The sequence below is a fragment of the Streptomyces sp. NPDC001406 genome (assembly GCF_042895285.1).
In the GTDB taxonomy this organism is placed as follows: Bacteria; Actinomycetota; Actinomycetes; order Streptomycetales; family Streptomycetaceae; genus Streptomyces.
Genome location: NZ_JBIAWG010000009.1, coordinates 384,984 through 401,656 on the forward strand (window position 1 = coordinate 384,984; position 16,673 = coordinate 401,656).

General features: G+C 73.6%; 13 protein-coding genes. 5 read left to right on the top strand and 8 right to left on the bottom strand.

Annotation, left to right across the window (positions count from 1 at the left end; all coding sequences use genetic code 11):
• Positions 1-86 precede the first annotated feature (86 nt).
• From ACFY1J_RS23835 to ACFY1J_RS23845, 3 genes are read left to right on the top strand one after another with little or no spacing between them, the layout of a single operon-like run.
• Entirely contained in the window at positions 87-1,256 is a 1,170-nt protein-coding gene (locus tag ACFY1J_RS23835; protein WP_390710503.1) for an AAA family ATPase, read from the top strand.
• A 5-nt stretch (positions 1,257-1,261) separates the two neighbouring features.
• Complete coding sequence (locus ACFY1J_RS23840) at positions 1,262-4,837, top strand: DUF5682 family protein (protein WP_390731826.1); 3,576 nt, start codon at positions 1,262-1,264, stop codon at positions 4,835-4,837.
• Positions 4,834-6,627 carry a hypothetical protein gene (locus tag ACFY1J_RS23845; RefSeq protein WP_390710501.1) on the top strand — a complete coding sequence of 598 codons (1,794 nt, stop codon included), beginning with the start codon at positions 4,834-4,836 and terminating at the stop codon, positions 6,625-6,627. Before ACFY1J_RS23840 ends, ACFY1J_RS23845 begins: the two co-directional genes overlap by 4 nt.
• Here ACFY1J_RS23845 and ACFY1J_RS23850 read toward each other — a convergent pair.
• From ACFY1J_RS23850 to ACFY1J_RS23865, 4 genes are all read right to left on the bottom strand, one after another.
• Positions 6,597-7,076 carry an inorganic diphosphatase gene (locus ACFY1J_RS23850; protein ID WP_390710500.1) on the bottom strand — a complete coding sequence of 160 codons (480 nt, stop codon included), beginning with the start codon at positions 7,074-7,076 and terminating at the stop codon, positions 6,597-6,599. The two genes, ACFY1J_RS23845 and ACFY1J_RS23850, sit on opposite strands and share 31 nt — an antisense overlap.
• 192 nt (positions 7,077-7,268) lie before the next feature.
• Positions 7,269-8,504: an MFS transporter gene (locus ACFY1J_RS23855; RefSeq protein ID WP_390710499.1), complete on the bottom strand. Its 1,236-nt coding sequence runs from the start codon at positions 8,502-8,504 to the stop codon at positions 7,269-7,271.
• Positions 8,501-8,983: a fluoride efflux transporter FluC gene (locus ACFY1J_RS23860; RefSeq protein ID WP_390710498.1), complete on the bottom strand. Its 483-nt coding sequence runs from the start codon at positions 8,981-8,983 to the stop codon at positions 8,501-8,503. Before ACFY1J_RS23860 ends, ACFY1J_RS23855 begins: the two co-directional genes overlap by 4 nt.
• 69 nt (positions 8,984-9,052) lie before the next feature.
• Positions 9,053-9,475, bottom strand: a complete 423-nt coding sequence (locus ACFY1J_RS23865) for a YjbQ family protein (RefSeq protein WP_390710497.1) — start codon at positions 9,473-9,475, stop codon at positions 9,053-9,055.
• Between the two features lie 101 nt (positions 9,476-9,576).
• Between ACFY1J_RS23865 and ACFY1J_RS23870 the strand changes: the two genes are divergently transcribed.
• Positions 9,577-10,653 (top strand): NAD(P)-binding domain-containing protein, encoded by a 1,077-nt coding sequence (locus ACFY1J_RS23870; protein ID WP_390731827.1) that lies wholly within the window; start codon positions 9,577-9,579, stop codon positions 10,651-10,653.
• A gap of 24 nt (positions 10,654-10,677) precedes the next feature.
• On the opposite strand, the gene mltG is transcribed toward ACFY1J_RS23870, so the two are convergent.
• Both mltG and ACFY1J_RS23880 read right to left on the bottom strand, forming a co-directional pair.
• Complete coding sequence (gene mltG, locus ACFY1J_RS23875) at positions 10,678-11,634, bottom strand: endolytic transglycosylase MltG (protein ID WP_390710495.1); 957 nt, start codon at positions 11,632-11,634, stop codon at positions 10,678-10,680.
• Positions 11,635-11,677: 43 nt separating this feature from the next.
• The gene (locus ACFY1J_RS23880; RefSeq protein WP_390710494.1) at positions 11,678-13,489 is read right to left on the bottom strand and encodes an ABC transporter ATP-binding protein; all 1,812 of its coding nucleotides are present in this window, start codon (positions 13,487-13,489) and stop codon (positions 11,678-11,680) included.
• A gap of 115 nt (positions 13,490-13,604) precedes the next feature.
• Here ACFY1J_RS23880 and ACFY1J_RS23885 point away from each other — a divergent pair, with 115 nt between their 5' ends.
• Complete coding sequence (locus ACFY1J_RS23885) at positions 13,605-14,054, top strand: MarR family winged helix-turn-helix transcriptional regulator (protein ID WP_390710493.1); 450 nt, start codon at positions 13,605-13,607, stop codon at positions 14,052-14,054.
• A gap of 92 nt (positions 14,055-14,146) precedes the next feature.
• On the opposite strand, the gene ACFY1J_RS23890 is transcribed toward ACFY1J_RS23885, so the two are convergent.
• A complete protein-coding gene (locus ACFY1J_RS23890) occupies positions 14,147-15,841 on the bottom strand; it encodes a peptide-N4-asparagine amidase (protein WP_390731828.1) in 1,695 nt (564 codons plus the stop codon).
• A 52-nt stretch (positions 15,842-15,893) separates the two neighbouring features.
• Positions 15,894-16,667 carry a L,D-transpeptidase family protein gene (locus ACFY1J_RS23895; protein ID WP_390731829.1) on the bottom strand — a complete coding sequence of 258 codons (774 nt, stop codon included), beginning with the start codon at positions 16,665-16,667 and terminating at the stop codon, positions 15,894-15,896.
• Positions 16,668-16,673 lie beyond the last annotated feature (6 nt).

The window sequence follows — 16,673 nt, forward strand, 5'->3', positions numbered from 1 at the left end:
ACGGCCGCGCCTCCTCCGCTGTCGAGGACCGCGCCGCTTCCCCTGCCGACGACCACCACCCGTACCGCCCCGAAGGACCACCGCCCATGACCACCGCCCTCGCTCCCGACGCGACCCGTCAGATCGTCCCGCCCGAGGACCGCCACGCCGTCGAACTGGCCTTCCTCGCGGCGTACGACGACGGGCCGCGCCCGCCCGCCTGGCATCTCACCCCGCGCGCCGTCGTCACGTTCGTCATGGGCAGCGGCGGACAGGCGCTGAAGCTGCCGGACGACGCCGAGGTGCCCGCCGGGGTGCCGCGCCGGCTCGTGGTGGAGGGCAAGTTCGTCGGCGACCGGGCACTGGTCGAGCGGTGTGTCGTCACCCTCGCCGGTGAGCGCGGTCTGCTGCTCGTCGGCGAGCCCGGCACCGCCAAGTCGATGCTCTCCGAGCTGCTGTCCGCCGCCGTGTGCACCACCAGCGGGCTGGTGGTGCAAGGCACGGCAGGCACGACCGAGGACCAGCTCAAGTACGGTTGGAACTACGCCCTGTTGCTCGCCAAGGGACCCAGCCGGGAAGCTCTCGTGCCCTCCCCCGTCCTCACCGCCATGACCCGAGGCGGCATCGCCCGGGTCGAGGAGGTCACCCGCTGTCTGCCCGAGGTCCAGGACTCCCTGGTGTCGTTGCTCTCCGAGCGGCGCATCGCGGTCCCCGAACTGGCGGGCACGGACGACGCCCTGGCGCATGCCGCGCCCGGCTTCAATCTCATCGCCACCGCCAACCTTCGGGACAAGGGCGTGTCGGAGATGTCCGCCGCGCTCAAGCGCCGGTTCAACTTCGAGACCGTGGGCCCCATCCCGGACCTCGACGCCGAGACCGCGCTGGTGCGCAGCCAGGCCCGGGCGTCCGTCGAGCGGGCCGGGGCGCCGTTCCAGGTCGACGACGCCGTGCTGGAGGCCCTCGTGACCGCCTTCCGCGACCTGCGGGAGGGCCGGTCGACGGAGGGCTGGGAGGTGGAGCGGCCCTCCACGGTGATGAGCACGGCGGAGGCCGTCTCCGTCGCCGGCGCGCTGGGGCTGGCCGCGGCCTACTTCCCGGGGGACCGGGATGTGCTCGGGCTGCTGCCGGGGCATCTGCTCGGCGTCGTGCGCAAGGACGACCCGGCCGACGCGGCCCGGCTGCGCGGCTATTGGGACGGTCCGGTACGGCGCCGCGCCGAGCAGGGTTCCGCCACCTGGCGCACCCTGTGGGACCTGCGCACGGTCCTGGAGGGCTGACGGCCGTGCCCCTCTCCACCGCCTCCCCCCTCTCCACCGCCTCCCCCGTCTCTCCCGTCTCCCCCGACGAGGCCGTCGCGGCCCTCACCGACCCGGGGGCGCCCTATCTCATCGGCGTACGGCACCACGCGCCCTCGCTGGCCGCGGCGGTACCCGCGCTCCTCGACGCGGCCGAGCCCGACGTGCTGCTCGTCGAGCTCCCCGCCGAGATGCAGGAGTGGCTGCCCTGGCTGGCCCACGAGGAGACCAGGGCCCCGGTCGCCCTCGCGGCCGCTCCGGCGGGCGGGGGCGGTGGCCCGGCCTTCTACCCCTTCGCCGATTTCTCCCCCGAACTCACCGCGGTGCGCTGGGCCGCGCGGCAGGGCGTGCCGGTCGTCGCCTGCGACCTGCCGCTGGCCGACCGGGCGTGGGGGGAGGAACGCCCGGAGCGGGCACAGGCTCCCGGTGGCCCCCGCCTGACCACGGCCCTGCGCTCGCGTCTCACCGGTCGTCCCGGCGACGACCTGTGGGACCGGCTCGTCGAGGCCACGGCTCCGGGCTCGGCACCGGAAGCGCTGCGCCGGTCCGCCCTGTTGACGGGGTGGGCGCTGCGTGAGGACGCGGCCGCGTCGGGGGGTGTGCCGGAGCTGGACCTGCGGCGCGAGAGCTGGATGCGCTCCTGCCTGGCGACCGCCACCGCGAACGGCGAGCGCGCCGCGGTGCTCGTGGGCGCCTTCCACGCCCCGGCGTTGCTGTCCCCGGCAGGATCCGGCGGGCCCGAGCCAGCCTCGCCCTCCGTGAAGTCCGGATCCCCCACCCCCGACGACCGCCCCGTCTGGACGACCTCGCTCATCCCCTACACCTACGCGCTCCTGGACGAGCGCTCCGGCTATCCGGCCGGTATCCGCGATCCGGAGTGGCAGCATCTGGTGCTCGGCGCGGCGGGTGATCCGGACGCGCTGGAGGAGGCGCTGACCCGGGCGGCCGTACGGGTGTGTGCGGAACTCCGCGCTCTTGGCCACCCGTCGGGCCCCGCCGACGCGCGCGAGATCACCCGGCTGGCCGGAGACCTCGCCCGGCTGCGCGGACTGCCCGCGGCCGGCCGGGGCGAGCTGGTCGAGGCGGTGCAGACGGTGCTCGCGCAGGGCGAGCCGTACGGCCGGGGGCGGGCCGTCGCGCGGGCGATGGAGCGGGTGCTGGTCGGGTCGCGCGGCGGCCGCCCCGCCCCCGGAGCGCCCCGCAGCGGTCTCGCCCCCGCCGTCGAGGGCGAGTTGGCGGCGCTGGGACTGCCCGGCCCGGCGGACGGCGGCCCCGGTGCGGCCCGGGACCTGCGTCTGGATCCGCTCCGTTCCGACCTCGACCGCCGGCGTGAACTCCTGCTGCGCCGGCTGACGGTGTGCGGGGTGCCGTACGCCGAGTCCAAGGAGGTCGTCGGCGCGGGTGGGGCCGAGGCGCTCACCTCGCGCTGGGAGGTGCGCTGGACCCCCGCCACCGCGGCCATGCTGACCACGGCCGGGATCCGCGGTGTCACCCCGGTCCAGGCCGCCGAGGGCGTGCTGCGGGAGCGGCGGCGGGCGGAGCACGACGAGGGCGGGCCCACGGCCGCGCAGACCCTGGACGGTCTGGAGCGGGCGGCGGAGTGCGGTCTGCCGGGGCTGACGGACGAGCGGCTCACGGACACGGCCGACGTACTGCCGCACTCCGCCACCCTGCCCGAACTCCTCTCCGGGCTGGCCCTGTTGGACCGGCTGCGGGCCGGGCACATCGCCGGACTCGATGCCGACGAGGACCGTTCGGCCCGTGCGGCCGAAGTGGCCGAACTGCTCACGGTCGCCGCGGTGCGCCAGGTGGACGGCCTCACCGGTTCCGAGGACCCCGCCGACGCACACGCCCTGCTCGAACTCGCCCATCGCGCCGACCTCCTGGGCGGCATACGGCTCACCGACGCCCTCACCCGGCTGGCGGCCGAGGGTTCCCCGCTGATGCGCGGCGCCGCGGGAGCCGTACGCGTGCTCCTCGGACACGACGATCCCGGGGTCCTCGGCGATCGTGTCGCCTCCTGGGTGGACTCGGCCACCGACGCCGGGTCCCGGGCGGCGCTCACCGCCCGGCTCACGGGACTGCTGACCGCGGCGGGCCGGCTCCTGGAGTCCGCGGCCCCCGCGCTGGAGCCCCTGCTCGGCCGTGTCTCGGAGCTGCCCGACCGGGAGTTCCTCGACCGGCTCCCCGCGCTCCGGGGAGGCTTCGACACGCTCAGCCCGGCCGCCCGCGACCGCCTCCTCTCGGCCGTCGAGGAACGGCTCGGCACCAGTCATCTGGCCAACACCTCCGGTATCGACCCCGGCGCCCTCGCCACCTGGACGCGCGCGGACCTCGCGGCACGTGAGGCCCTGGCCGGACTCGGGCTCCTGCCCGCACCGCGGGACCGCGAACAGCCGGAGCCCGCCACCGAACCGGCAGCCACCCCCGAGGCGCCGGCCCAAGCCCTCGGCGAGGCACACCGGCTCGCCCCCGCCGACCGCTGGCGGCTGCTGCTCGGCCGTCGTACCGACCAACTGCCCCGGTCCGCCTCGGCGTTGGCCACGGCTCTGGACGAGCTGTACGGCAGCGGACGCGGTGAGGGCAGCAGGGGGAATCTCGGCGGCCGGGGCGGTGGCCGGGAGGCGCCGTACCCCGGGGTGCGCGAGTGGTCCGAGGAGCTGGCGGCCCTGTTCGGGCCGGGCATCCGGGAGGAGGTACTGGCGGCGGCCGCCGCGTCGGGCCGCCAGGACGTGCTCACCGAGCTGGATCCGGACAGCGTGCGGCCCTCGGTCGACCTGCTGCGCAGCGTGCTCCGGCACGCGGGAGGACTGCCCGAGGCCCGGCTGGCCGCGCTGCGTCCGCTCGTACGACGCCTGGTCGAGGCGCTGACCCGCGAACTGGCGACCCGGCTGCGCCCCGCGCTGCACGGCACGGCCCTGCCACGGCCCAGCCGGCGGCCGGGCGGCGGCCTCGACCTGCCCCGTACGCTGCGGGCCAACCTGGCGACCGCCCGGCGCGGCCCCGACGGCACGGTCCAGGTCGTCCCCGAGCGTCCCGTGTTCCGCACCCGCGCCCGGCGTGCCTCCGACTGGGGGCTCGTCCTGGTCACCGACGTGTCGGGGTCCATGGAGGCGTCCACGATCTGGGCGGCCCTCACGGCCTCGGTGCTGGCCGGGGTGCCGACCCTGTCCACGCACTTCCTGGCCTTCTCCACCAAGGTCATCGACCTCACCGACCACGTCGAGGACCCCCTGTCCCTGCTGCTGGAGGTCAGCGTGGGCGGCGGCACCCACATCGCGGCGGGGCTCCGGCACGCCCGCGAACTGGTGACGGTGCCGTCCCGCACGCTCGTCGTGGTCGTCAGCGACTTCGAGGAGGGCTATCCGCTCGGCGGGCTGCTCGCCGAGGTCCGCGCCCTCGTCGGCGCCGGCTGCCATGTCCTGGGCTGCGCGAGCCTCGACGACTCGGGCCGGCCCCGGTACTCCACGGGTGTCGCGGGTCAGCTCGTCGCCGCGGGGATGCCCGTCGCCGCCCTCGGCCCGCTCGAACTCGCCCGCTGGGTAGGGGAGCAGATCGCATGAACCAGGACCTTCCTCCGGTCGCCCCGTCCGTGACCGCCGAACTGGTCGCGGCGCTGTCGCCACGACTGCGCAAGCGACTGGACGCGGGCATCGCGAAGCTGGCGGACCGGCCGGTGGTGCGCGACGGCGACACCGTGCGCATCGCTGTCGACGACGACACCGACCTCGAACTCCACGCCCCCGGCGGCGCCGTGACCGACGTCGACGGCATCCGCTGCGGCTGTCTGCTGGCACCGGACTGCCTGCACCGGGCCGCCGCGGCGTCGGCGGCCCCGATCGCCGACGCGGAGCCGGCCAAGGAGGCAAAGGCCGATTCGAAGGCCAAGCCCCCGCCGGAGGCAAGGACTCCGTCCACGGCGGAGCCCGACGCGGCCACCGCCGACCAGCGTGCCGCCGCGCAGGCGCTGTACGACGCCGCGGCCGCGGTCCTCGACGCCGGCACCGACGGCGCCGGGGCGGTGCTCCAGGCCGAGTTGCTGCGCGCGGCGCACACCGCGCGGCTGGCGGGACTCCCCAGGGCGGCCGCCGCCGCGGTGTCCGTGGTCACCGCGGTACGCGCGGCCCGCTCGGCGGACCCCGCCTACCGCCTCGCCGACCTCGTCTCCGCCCTGCGCGAGGTCCTGGCCGTCGCCCACCGCGTCCCGTACGCCACCGGCCCGGAACTGACCGCCCTGCGCGGCACCGTACGCCGGCCGTACACCCCGGACGGCTCGCTGCGGCTGTACGGCCTGTTCTCCGAGCCCGTGCTCACGGCGAGCGGCTATGCGGGCGCGGTCACCTGGACCGCCGACGCCGAGGGCCGTCTCCACACGGTCTCCGACGTGGCCCCGGGCGGTCCCGGCCGGGCCGTGGGGGCGGCCGACCGTACCGTGCGCATCGGGGACACGGCCCTGACCCACCGTGAGTTGTCGCGCGCGGGCCTCGCGGTGTCCGGTGCGACCGTCTCGCCGACCGGGCGGCTGGGTGCGGGGGCGGGGGTACGGGCGGTTCGGGCGTCCGGTGCCGACTGGCAGGACGAACCGCTCGGCCGCCTCTGGGCCGTGCCGGTCGCCGATCAGGTCGCGCGTGCCCTGACCGGCGGCCACGATCTGCTGTTCCTGGAGGTCACGCTCACCGGGACGGTCCGTGAGGCGGCGGGCGACTGTCTGCTGGCCGACTGCGACGGGCTGACGCTCCGTCTGGTCGCCGCGCACGACGAGCCCGCGCTTCCCTACCGCGACAACCTCCGCCTGCTGGCCGCCGCCCGGGGCAGCCGGCTGCGCGTGGTCGCCCGCCTCAGCCCTGCCCCACACCCGCGGGCCCTGCTGCTGGCCGCCGACCACCCGAAGGAGCCGGGCACCCGTCTCGACCTGGGCCTGGACCGGCTCCAGCACGCGGACCTGCCCGTCGCGACGGCACCGGCCGCCGGGGCCGCGGTACCCACGCCCGACGAAGCGCCGCTGCACCTCCTGCGCCGCCGGGTGCAGCAGGCCGCGTCCGGCGGCCGGCAGGTGCTCGCGTTTCCCGGGAACGGCGCCGCGGACGCCGCACGTCTGCGCGGGCACGGCCTGGCGACCGCGGCCGATCTGCTGGACGAGCTGCACGCCGCCGCGCCGGCCCGTGCGCGTGACCCCTTCGGCCGGCTTCTCCCGGCCGACACGGGCCGCTTCGCCCGCGCCTGGCTCGCCGCCGCCGTCTACACCGACGAAGTGGACCGGGCGCTGTGTGCCGCGGCGTGGAACGCGGGCGGCCGCTCCCCCGGGCCGGGCGGCACCGCCCCTCATTCGAGGCATCCCGTGAGCCGCTCGTAGGCGTGATGAGCATCGCTGATCAGATGCTCGGCCTCGGCGCGGGTACCGCAGTCCGTGACCTTGCCGACGGCCCGGCGCTGCAGGCGTGCCAGTACGGCGGCCCAGGCGTCGCCCTCGGCGTGCCAGCGTGGCAGGTCGTGGGTGTCGACGAAGTCGATGAAGGAAGGGTCCTCGGCCACGCACAGCAGTACCGGGGCTGCACATTCGGTCTCGGCGCCGATACGGTGCAGGACGCCCAGCGGCCAAGCAGGCACCGTGGCGCCGGCCAGGGCCGGTTCGGGCATCACCACCAGGGCGTCCAGGGGCAGCCCACCGGCGTCGAGGGTGTCCGGGACACGTCCGTGTCCGACCGGCCAGCCCTGTGAGGTGAGGCGGCCGGAGGCGCCGTCGTCGGACTTGCGGATGGTGGACGAGACGGTGGCGTCGATGTCGACGGTGATCCGGGGCATGGCCCTGACCTCCTCAGACATGAGCGCGGTCAGCGGGTGGAGGCCATCGGCACCGCAGGGAAGCGGTTGCCGGCGGGCCCCATCGCCGGATACCAGCAGTCTCCTGCCGCACGGCCGGAGCGGCAACCAAAGGGCGGCTGGACCGGCCTTTGCGGCCGCCGCAACCGCCTCATCGAGATCGCGGCGACGGGCTCAGCGCCGGTCGACCCGGGTGACGGCCAGCAGCACCACAGCGGCCACCTGGATGGCGATGACCACCGTGATGAGCACGGGGACCGAGTAGCCGTACAGGCCGCCCGTCAGGGCACCGCCGGCCAGACTCGCCGCACCCACCACGCCCGCGAACAGGCCGTACGCGGTCGCCCGCCGTCCGCTGGGCACCAGGTCCGCGACCGTCGCCCGCAGGGTGGACTCCTGGATGCCCATGGCGGCGCCCCACACCAGTGACCCGGCCACCGCGATCGCGACCATGTCGGAGAACGCCAGCACCACGACGCCCGCGGTCAGTACCGGCAGAGCCACCAGGACACGCGGGCCGATCCGGTCGTAGGCCCAGCCGGTGGCCAGCGCCGCTACCGCGTCCACCGCCATCGTCGCGGCGTACAGCACCGGGACCCAGGCCGCGGTCAGCAGGTGGCGCTGGACCAGGTGGTAGGAGAGCACGCCGAAGGTGGCGAACCCGGTCGTGGTGGCCGCGGTGAACCCGGCGTAGGTCCAGAACGCCCTCGGTAGCCGCCCGGCTCGCCTCTGCGGCGTCTCGGGCGGGGGTGCCGCGGCGGTCACCCCGCGTTCGTAGGCTTCCGGGTCGGGCACCCGGGCCCGTAGCCGGAACAGCAGCAGGAGTACGACGATGCCAGGGACGGCGAGCACGCCGAGCGCGGGGCCGTAGTCGTTCCCGGTCAGCGCGAGCACGCCCGCCACCAGCAGCGGGCCGGCGATGGCGCCGATCTGGTCCAGCGCCTCGTGGACGGCGAAGCCCCGGCCCCGGCCGGTCGCGGCGGTGGCGTGTGACAGCAGGGTGTCCTTCGCGGGCGAGCGCACCGCCTTGCCGACGCGTTCGGCGATCACCAGCACGCACGCGGCCCACAGCACACCCGCCACGCCCAGCAGCGGCACCGTGACGACCGTCAGCGCGTACCCGGCGATCGCCAGGCCCCAGAACCGGCGGGTCCGATCCGCCATCGGCCCGGAGACCAGCCGCAGCCCCAGCGCCGCCGCCTCCCCGGCTCCGGTGACCGTCCCCACGACCAGGGAGGAGGCGCCCAGCGAGGCCAGCAGCGGGCCGGTGATGGAACGGGCGCCCTCGTAGACGACGTCCGCGAGCAGACTGACCGTGCCGAACCAGACCACGAACCGCCACGGCCCCATCCCCGCCGACGACCGCTCCGGCCGCCGCTCCCCGGACCCCGGCCGCGTCAGTCTTGTCACCGCTGCCTCCACGACACCGAGCGGCGCGTCACCGCCGCCGCGAGCCATACCGCCGCCGGCGCCGCGCACGGCGTCACGGCCAGATACACGAGCCCGGCCCGGGGACGACCACCGGCCACCAGCTTCTGAATGTCCACGGCATACGTGGAAAACGTCGTGAACCCGCCCAGCACCCCGGTCCCGAAGAACGGCCGGACGAGCCGGTGCGCCGCCCACACGTCCGTGATCAGCACCATGAACACGCCGATCACCGCGCAGCCCACGGCATTGACCCACAGCGTCGTCCACGGGAAAGAGCCCGCCGCACCGGGCCACACCAGCGAAGCGCCGTACCGCGACGCCCCGGCCGCCCCTCCGAGCGCCGCCACCGCCACCATCGGGCCCTGCGCCCGCCACGACTGCCGCCGCTGCGCGCGCACGTGCAGATCGACGTCGGGGTCCGTGGGCTCGTCCGTCACCCTGGAGTCGGGGGCAGTCATGTACGTACGTCTCCTACTTGTCGGTGCCCACGGACATGTGGGCACACTCGCGCCGCCCGAGGCGAATCCCTAGCCGAGAAAGCTCAACCGGACCTGGCGGTTGGGGTTGTCCCGGTTGGTGTCCACCAGGCACACCGACTGCCACGTCCCCAGGACCAGGCGCCCGCCCAGCACCGGCAGGGTGGCGTGCGGGGGGACGATCGCCGGCAGGACGTGGTCGCGGCCGTGGCCGGGGCTGCCGTGGCGGTGCTGCCAGCGGTCGTCGGCGGGCAGCAGGGTGTGCAGGGCGGCGAGGAGGTCGTCGTCGCTGCCGGCACCCGTCTCGATGACGGCGATACCGGCGGTCGCGTGCGGGACGAAGAGGTTCAGCAGACCGTCGCGGCCGCGGGCCGTCTCGCGCAGGAAGGCCTCGCAGTCGCCGGTGAGGTCGACGACCCGCTCCCGGGAACCGGTGGCGACGTTCAGCACTCGTGTCGTGAAGGCATCTGACATGCCACCATCCTGACCCGTCCGCGCAACCCCGTTGACCGCCGGGTCGCCGCGCGCGGTTTCGCGTCGGGAAGATCCTCGGCCGGCGCCCTGTTGGCAGAGGCGTGAACAACACGCGCGAGGTCGAGGTAGTCGTCATAGGCGCTGGACAGGCCGGTCTGTCCAGCGCCTATCACCTGCACCGCACCGGCTTCGAGCCGGACCGCGACTTCGTGGTGCTGGACCACGCCCCCGGTCCGGGCGGCGCCTGGCAGTTCCGCTGGCCGTCGCTGACGTACGGCAAGGTCCACGGGATGCACTCGCTGCCGGGCATGGAACTGACGGACGCCGATCCGTCGCGGCCGTCGGCCGAGGTCATCACCGAGTACTTCGACACCTACGAGCGCACCTTCGATCTGCGGGTACGGCGCCCGGTCGACGTACGGGCCGTGCGCGACGGGGAGGACGGCCGGCTGCTCGTGGAGACCTCGGACGGCACCTGGTCGACCCGGGCGCTGATCAACGCGACCGGCACCTGGGACCGGCCGTTCTGGCCGCGCTGTCTCGGCCAGGAGACGTTCCGCGGGCGGCAGTTGCACACCGCGCAGTACGCGGGGCCCGAGGAGTTCGCCGGGCAGCGGGTGGTCGTGGTCGGCGGGGGTGCGTCCGGCACCCAGCATCTCCTGGAGATCGCCCCGTACGCGGCCGCCACCACTTGGGTCACCCGGCGGCCGCCGGTCTTCCGCGAGGGGCCGTTCGACGAGAACGTGGGGCGGGCGGCCGTTGCGCTCGTGGAGGAGCGGGTGCGGCAGGGCCTCCCGCCCCGGAGTGTGGTCTCGGTCACGGGGCTGCCGCTCAACGACGCGATTCGGCAAGGGCTTCGGGACGGGGTCCTGGACCGGCTGCCGATGTTCGACCGGATCACAGCGGACGGGGTGGAATGGGAGGACGGCCGGCACGTGGACGCCGACGTGATCCTGTGGGCGACCGGCTTCCGGGCCGCTCTCGACCATCTGGTCCCGCTGCGGCTGCGCGAGCCGGGCGGCGGGATCCGCATGGAGGGGACCCGCACGGTCGCCGACCCGCGGGTCCATCTCGTCGGCTACGGCCCCTCGGCGAGCACCATCGGCGCCAACCGCGCGGGACGTGCGGCCGTACGGGACATCGGGCGGCTGCCGGCCGAGGAGCCTGTCGCCGCGTGATGTCCCGTCGGGTCGTCCACCGGGTCATTTCGGGGGCTGCGGGATCGGGGACTGCTGCGTCGGGCTCTGGTGCTGCTGCGGACTTCCGCTCCGCTGCGGGCTCTGGCTCTGCTGCGGGCTCTGGCTCCGCTGCGGGCTCTGGCTCTGCTGCGGCTCGCTGTTCTTCAGGTGTGCGTTGAACTCGGCCACATTGCGCTGGTGCTCCGCGTAGTCGGCGGTGAAGCGGGTGTCGCCGGGCTTGACCGTGACGAAGTACAGCCAGTTGCCCTGCGGCGGGTTGAGCGCGGCATGCATCGCCTGCTCACCGGGGTTGTCGATCGGCGTGGGCGGCAGGCCCCTGCGCTGGTAGGAGTTGTAGGGGCTCTCGATCCGGGTGTCGTCCGTACTCGTTCTGAGCGTGCTGCGGTTCAGCGCGTAGTTGAGGGTGGAGTCCATCTGCAGCGGCATGCCGCGCTCCATCCGGTTGAAGACGACCCGGGCCACCTTCCCCATGTCCTCCTTCGTGGCGGCCTCGGCCTGGACGATGCTCGCGATGGTGACCGCCTGGTAGAGGTTCATGGCGTTGCGCTGCGCACCGGCCGCGAGCGGCGCCCGGTTGAAGCGCTGGTTCGCCGTGTCGACCATGTACTGCAGCAGCGACTGCGGCGTGGCCTCCTCCCCGACCGGATACGTGGCCGGGAAGAGGTAGCCCTCCGGGTTGCCCTGGGCGTCGCTCGGCAGCTTCAGGCCGGCCTTGCCGATGGACTTGTGGGTGGTGCCCGCGGGCAGGGCGAGGACCTTGTCGACGGCGTCGTAGACCTGGCTCGCGCGCCAGCCCTCCGGGATCACCAGGGTCTTGGACGTGGCGTTCCCGCCGCCGGCCAAGTGCAGCAGCGGCACCGCCACGGCGGTGCCGGCCACGACGGCGCAGGTCACGAGGAGGACGAGCTTGCCCCGGCGCGTCAGTCGAATCGTGCTCCGTGGCGGAGTGTTCTTCTGCATGCGGGCACGTTAACCCGCATATCTCAGCAAACCCGGCATATCGTCAGCTTGTCGGTTCCAGTTGCGCGTCCCGTCGGACCAGCGCCGCATACCGGCCGTCCGCCTCCAACAGCTCCTCGTGCGTGCCGCGTTCCGCGACGCGCCCCGAGTCGAGGACCACGATCTGGTCGGCACCGCGAACGGTGGACAGCCGGTGCGCGATGGTGAGTGTCGTCCGGTTGGCCGACAGGGCGTCGATGGCCTCCTGGACGGCGTGCTCGGTGCGGGTGTCCAGGGCGCTGGTCGCCTCGTCGAGGATGAGGACCGGCGGGTCGCGCAGGATGGTGCGGGCGATGGCGAGGCGCTGCTTCTCGCCTCCCGAGAAGCGGTGGCCGCGTTCGCCGACGACCGTGTCGTAGCCGTCGGGCAGCGCGGCTATGTGGTCGTGGATCTGGGCCGCCTTCGCCGCCGCGTGCAGTTCCTCGTCGGTGGCGTCCGGCTTGGCGAAGCGGAGGTTGTCGGCGACCGAGGCGTGGAAGAGGTACGTCTCCTGCGAGACGACGCCGACCGCTCGGGCGAGGGTGTCGAAGTCGAGGTCGCGGACGTCGACGCCGTCCAGGGTGACGCGGCCGCCGGTGACGTCGTACAGCCGGGGCACGAGATAGCCGAGCGTGGACTTGCCCGCGCCGGTCGGGCCGACGACCGCGAGGCTGTTGCCCGCCGGGACGGTGATGTCGATGCCGTCGATGACCGGGCCGACCGCGTCCTTGCCGCTGTCGTACCGGAACTCGACGCCCTCGAAGCGGACCTCGCCCTTGATGTGGTCGAGGTGGACCGGCTCGTCCCGCTCGGTGATGTCGATCGGGAGGTCGAGGTACTCGAAGATGCGCTGGAAGAGCGCCAGCGAGGTCTGGATCTGGACGCCGGTCGACAGCAGGCTGACGGCGGGGCGGAACAGGCCCTGCTGGAGCGAGACGAAGGCGACGATGGTGCCGAGCGAGACCTGGGATCCGCCGGTCTGCAGGGCGACGCCCGCGGTCCAGTAGATGACGGCGGGCATGGCGGCCATGACGATCGTGATGACGGCCATCCGCCAGCGGCCGGCCATGTTCGACTTCACCTCGAGATCGACCAGTTGCTCGGACTCCTCCGCGAAGGACGCGGTGAGCGAGTCGGAGCGGCCCATGGTGCGGCCGAGCAGGATGCCACTGACCGACAGCGACTCCGTGACGGTGGCGGCCATCGCGGCCATCTGCTTCTGGCGCTGGGTGGTGATCTTCTTGCGCTCGTTGCCGACGCGGCGGCTGATCCACACGAACACCGGCAGCAGGAGCAGCGAGACGACGGTCAGCCGCCAGTCGAGGGCGATCATCGCGACGATCGTGGCGACCACGCTGGTGAGGTTGGAGACCAGGGAGGTGGCGGTCGAGGTGACGGTGGCCTGCATGCCGCCGATGTCGTTGGCTATCCGCGACTGCACCTCGCCGGTGCGGGTGCGGGTGAAGAAGGCGAGCGACATGCGCTGCAGGCGGCCGTAGACGGCGGTGCGCAGGTCGTGCATGACACGCTGGCCGACGGTCGTGGAGATCAGCGTCTGCAGCACACCGAAGACGCTGGTCAGGACGGCGCTCAGGATCATGCCCAGGGCGAGCAGGCTCAGCAGGCCGGTGCGGCCCTGCGGGATCGCGATGTCGAGGGTCGCCCTGAGGAGGAACGGTGTGGCCACCGAGACCAGCGACGAGGCGCCGACCAGCAGGCCGACGATCGCGAGCCGGCCGCGGTAGGGGCGGAAGAGCCTCAGGATGCGGCGCACCTGCCGGGGCTGGTCCCCGGCGGGGTCGGACGGTGTCCAGGAGGGTTCACGGTCGGGATGCATGGGCTCCTACGGAGGTGTGCGGGCGTCGGCGCGGACGGCGGCCGACGATGACTGACGGAGCATAGCTCATTGTTACCTATGCTCACAATGAACTAGGTCCTGATATTGTTCCCGCATGACCACCCCCGATCCCGAGGGCCAGCTCGCCGAGCAACTGCTGCGGCTCACCCGCCGGGTGCACCGGATCCAGAAGCGTTATCTGCAGCAGCGCGAGCTGGGCATCACCCCGGCGCAGTCCCGCCTGCTGCGCACCCTCGCGCACTACGGCTCGCCGCCGCGCATGGCCGACCTCGCCGAGCGCCTGGAGGTGGTGCCGAGGGCGGTGACGACGCTGGTCGACGGGCTCGAGGCGAGCGGCAGGGTGCGCCGGGTGCCCGATCCGACGAACCGCCGGGTCACCCGGATCGAGCTGACCGACGACGGACACAGGACGCTGGGTGAGCTGCGCCGTGCGCGCCGGTCGGCGGCGCAGGAGATCCTGGCCCCGCTGTCGGACGAGCAGCGTGTGCTGCTCAGCGGGCTGCTGGACACGCTGATCGACGGGGAGGCCGTGACGCGCTGCTGATCGGCGGACGTACAGATGTCCAGAAGGCCGCGGCTCCCGCTCCCTACCGGTGGAGTGGGAGCCGCGGCGCGTCCGGATACCGTCGGCCGGCCTCAGCAGCCGCTGTCGTCCCGCGTGAGCACCCCCTGGACGGTGGTCAGCGAGCGGTCGTAGCAGCCGTCCGAGCCGTACAGCCGGTAGCGCTCGCTCGTCGTGCCGACCGCATGGCGCTGGGCGCGGGGCACGTTCACGGTGTACGAGGCATCGCCGGTGTAGGTGTCGTCGAACCGCGACCACGCCAGGCGCCGGCCCTCCCGCGTCTCCACGACCGCCGCACGGTCGCCGAGCGTCAGGACGGTGCGCAGCCGGTCGTCCGCGCCGAGGGTCGTGGTGCCGTCCATCGTGTAGGTCCGGTGCGTGTGTGCCGTCCGCGCCGGTCCGCGTCCGTCGACCGTGACGGTCTCGTCGTCCGTCCAGGTGGCGGCCAGTCCGTCGGTCGTCTCACCGTCGGTCCAGCGGTGCGCGGATGTGTTCGCCAGCGTACGGCGGACGGTGGTCGTGACACGGCCGTGCGAGGTGTCGACGTATCCGGCGACGGTCAGCCGGTGACCGGCCTCGGTGTCGACGCGGTGCTCCGTGGAACCGGGCGTGTACGTCGAGGAGTCGGCGAGGTCGCCGGCCTTGTCCACGGTGAGCCTGCCGCTGACGTGCGCGCGATGCGGGTCCTGCCACACCAGCACGTTCACGGGGGCGCTCCAGCCGGTCTGCCCCTCAAGAACACCGACGACGGAGACGTCGACGCGGTGCGGGCGGCCGTCGTTGAGCAGCCCGGCGAAGGGGGTCAGGTCGTATTCGATCGGCTTGACGTCGAAGGCGCGCGGGCCCGGAATGACGTACCAGAGGAAGGGGTTGGACCAGCCGCCGGTCCATACGTGGGGGAACGGCGCGGCGATTCCGGCCAGTTGGCCGTCGACCTTGATCTGCACCTCGCGGTAGGGGCCGTGTTCGGCCTTGCAGGAGTACGGCGCCGGGTCGGCCACCGTGAGATACCAGAACTCCTCGCAGCCACCGCCGGATCCGGTGGCGTACACCTCGGCAACGATGCGCTCGCTGTTGCGCGGAGTGGTGACGGTCGTGCCGCCGGCCGTGTCGGTGAGGGTGAGGACGCGGTCGGGGGCGGTGGACCTGGCAGCGCCGCTGCCCTGATAGAAGGTCAGCGTGACCTTGACGTCGATGACGCCGGTGTAGGTGTCGTCGACGACGTTGCCGATGAGCATCTCGACGTCCTGCGGGCTGCGGAAGGTGTCGCTGTAGCGCGTGACGTCCTTCTCGACGGACCACTCGATGCCGTCCGGGGACGGCTCGGGTGTCGACGTACGCAGCACCTCCACGCCCCCGACGTGCAGATAGCCGAGCCGGTCGTACTGACGGCCCTTCACCTTGCCGTCGAGACGAAGGACGACCTTGCTCCAGCGGTCTCCACAGCCCTTCGGCGGTGTGTACGTGCCCTTGTACGGGGTGAAGTCACGGAACCGCGCCTCGGCGAGGGTCACCCGGCAGGACGTACCGCCCGGCTCGGCGACGGGCGGGGCGGCGCTGACCGGGTCGTGCCAGTCGGTACCGAACTCGGCGGGGGCGTCGGAGGACCGGGCGGTGACCGAAGGGGCGGGGGCGGCCTGCGTGGAGGCGGCCTGCGCGATAGCTGCCTGGACGGGGGCAGCCTGCGCGGGGGCGGGTCTCGCTCCGACGAGAGTGCCCGCCAGGAGGGTCGCTCCGGCGAGCATGGACATGACTATCCGGCTTCTCATGGCCGGTGTTCTACGGGGATCGAGGCGCCCGCCGCAATGAGGCCCCGCGCGATCAGGCCGCCAACTCGCCCCTGTCCCCCATCACCACCACGGGGTGCCGGTCCGGATCGAGCGTGCGCAGCAGGTACTCCATGTCGGACTTGGACATGCTGACGCATCCCGATGTACCGCTGCCGTGGTCCATGTGCAGCCAGATGCTGCCGCCCCGCTCCTCGCCCTCGGGGCGCCGCGGGTCGTTCGGCGGGGTTCCCTTGACCCGGTTGTAGTCGATGGCGATGACGTAGTCGAAGTCGTGCCAGTGCGACTCGGCCCACCAGCGCGGGGCGGCGAAGGACGGGTCCTGTGTGTACGGCAGCCCGGCACCGGGATCGTCGAGCACACCCCCCGCGTCGGTCAGCGTGAACACGCCGACCGGGCTGCGCCGGTCACCGGAGCGGTGATCGGTGGTCCAGCCTCTCTTGCCGTTGTGCCCCGCCCAGCTGCGGGTCCGCTGCCAGGCCGTGCCGTGCCTGGTGTACAGCACGACCGTGGACTGCGCCGAGTCCCTGCCCTCCCCGTAGACCGCCACCACCTGCCCGGACTCGGCCGGAATCCGCCGCTGCAGACGGTCACCGACGTTCGGAATACGGGTGGGGTCGTGACTTTCGGCGCGGGACGGCCCAGCGTGTCCGACGCCCTCCGGTTCACCCTCGTCGCGCACCGCCGTGCCGCACGCGGACAGAGCCGTCAGAAGGGTCCCGAGGGCCGCCACCACGACCACCACACGCCGCACACCGTCGATCCGCACCGGGCCATCCTGGCACTGCGCACCGGAACGGGGGTCCACGGGTAC

What these genes read in the sequence shown, in the direction of transcription:
- mltG (WP_390710495.1), bottom strand. Translation starts at nt 11,634, where the DNA reads ATGCAGAAGAACACTCCGCCACGGAGCACGATTCGACTGACGCGCCGG.
- ACFY1J_RS23890 (WP_390731828.1), bottom strand. Translation starts at nt 15,841, where the DNA reads ATGAGAAGCCGGATAGTCATGTCCATGCTCGCCGGAGCGACCCTCCTG.
- ACFY1J_RS23845 (WP_390710501.1), top strand. Translation starts at nt 4,834, where the DNA reads ATGAACCAGGACCTTCCTCCGGTCGCCCCGTCCGTGACCGCCGAACTG.
- ACFY1J_RS23860 (WP_390710498.1), bottom strand. Translation starts at nt 8,983, where the DNA reads ATGACTGCCCCCGACTCCAGGGTGACGGACGAGCCCACGGACCCCGAC.
- ACFY1J_RS23850 (WP_390710500.1), bottom strand. Translation starts at nt 7,076, where the DNA reads ATGCCCCGGATCACCGTCGACATCGACGCCACCGTCTCGTCCACCATC.
- ACFY1J_RS23880 (WP_390710494.1), bottom strand. Translation starts at nt 13,489, where the DNA reads ATGCATCCCGACCGTGAACCCTCCTGGACACCGTCCGACCCCGCCGGG.
- ACFY1J_RS23885 (WP_390710493.1), top strand. Translation starts at nt 13,605, where the DNA reads ATGACCACCCCCGATCCCGAGGGCCAGCTCGCCGAGCAACTGCTGCGG.
- ACFY1J_RS23835 (WP_390710503.1), top strand. Translation starts at nt 87, where the DNA reads ATGACCACCGCCCTCGCTCCCGACGCGACCCGTCAGATCGTCCCGCCC.
- ACFY1J_RS23865 (WP_390710497.1), bottom strand. Translation starts at nt 9,475, where the DNA reads ATGTCAGATGCCTTCACGACACGAGTGCTGAACGTCGCCACCGGTTCC.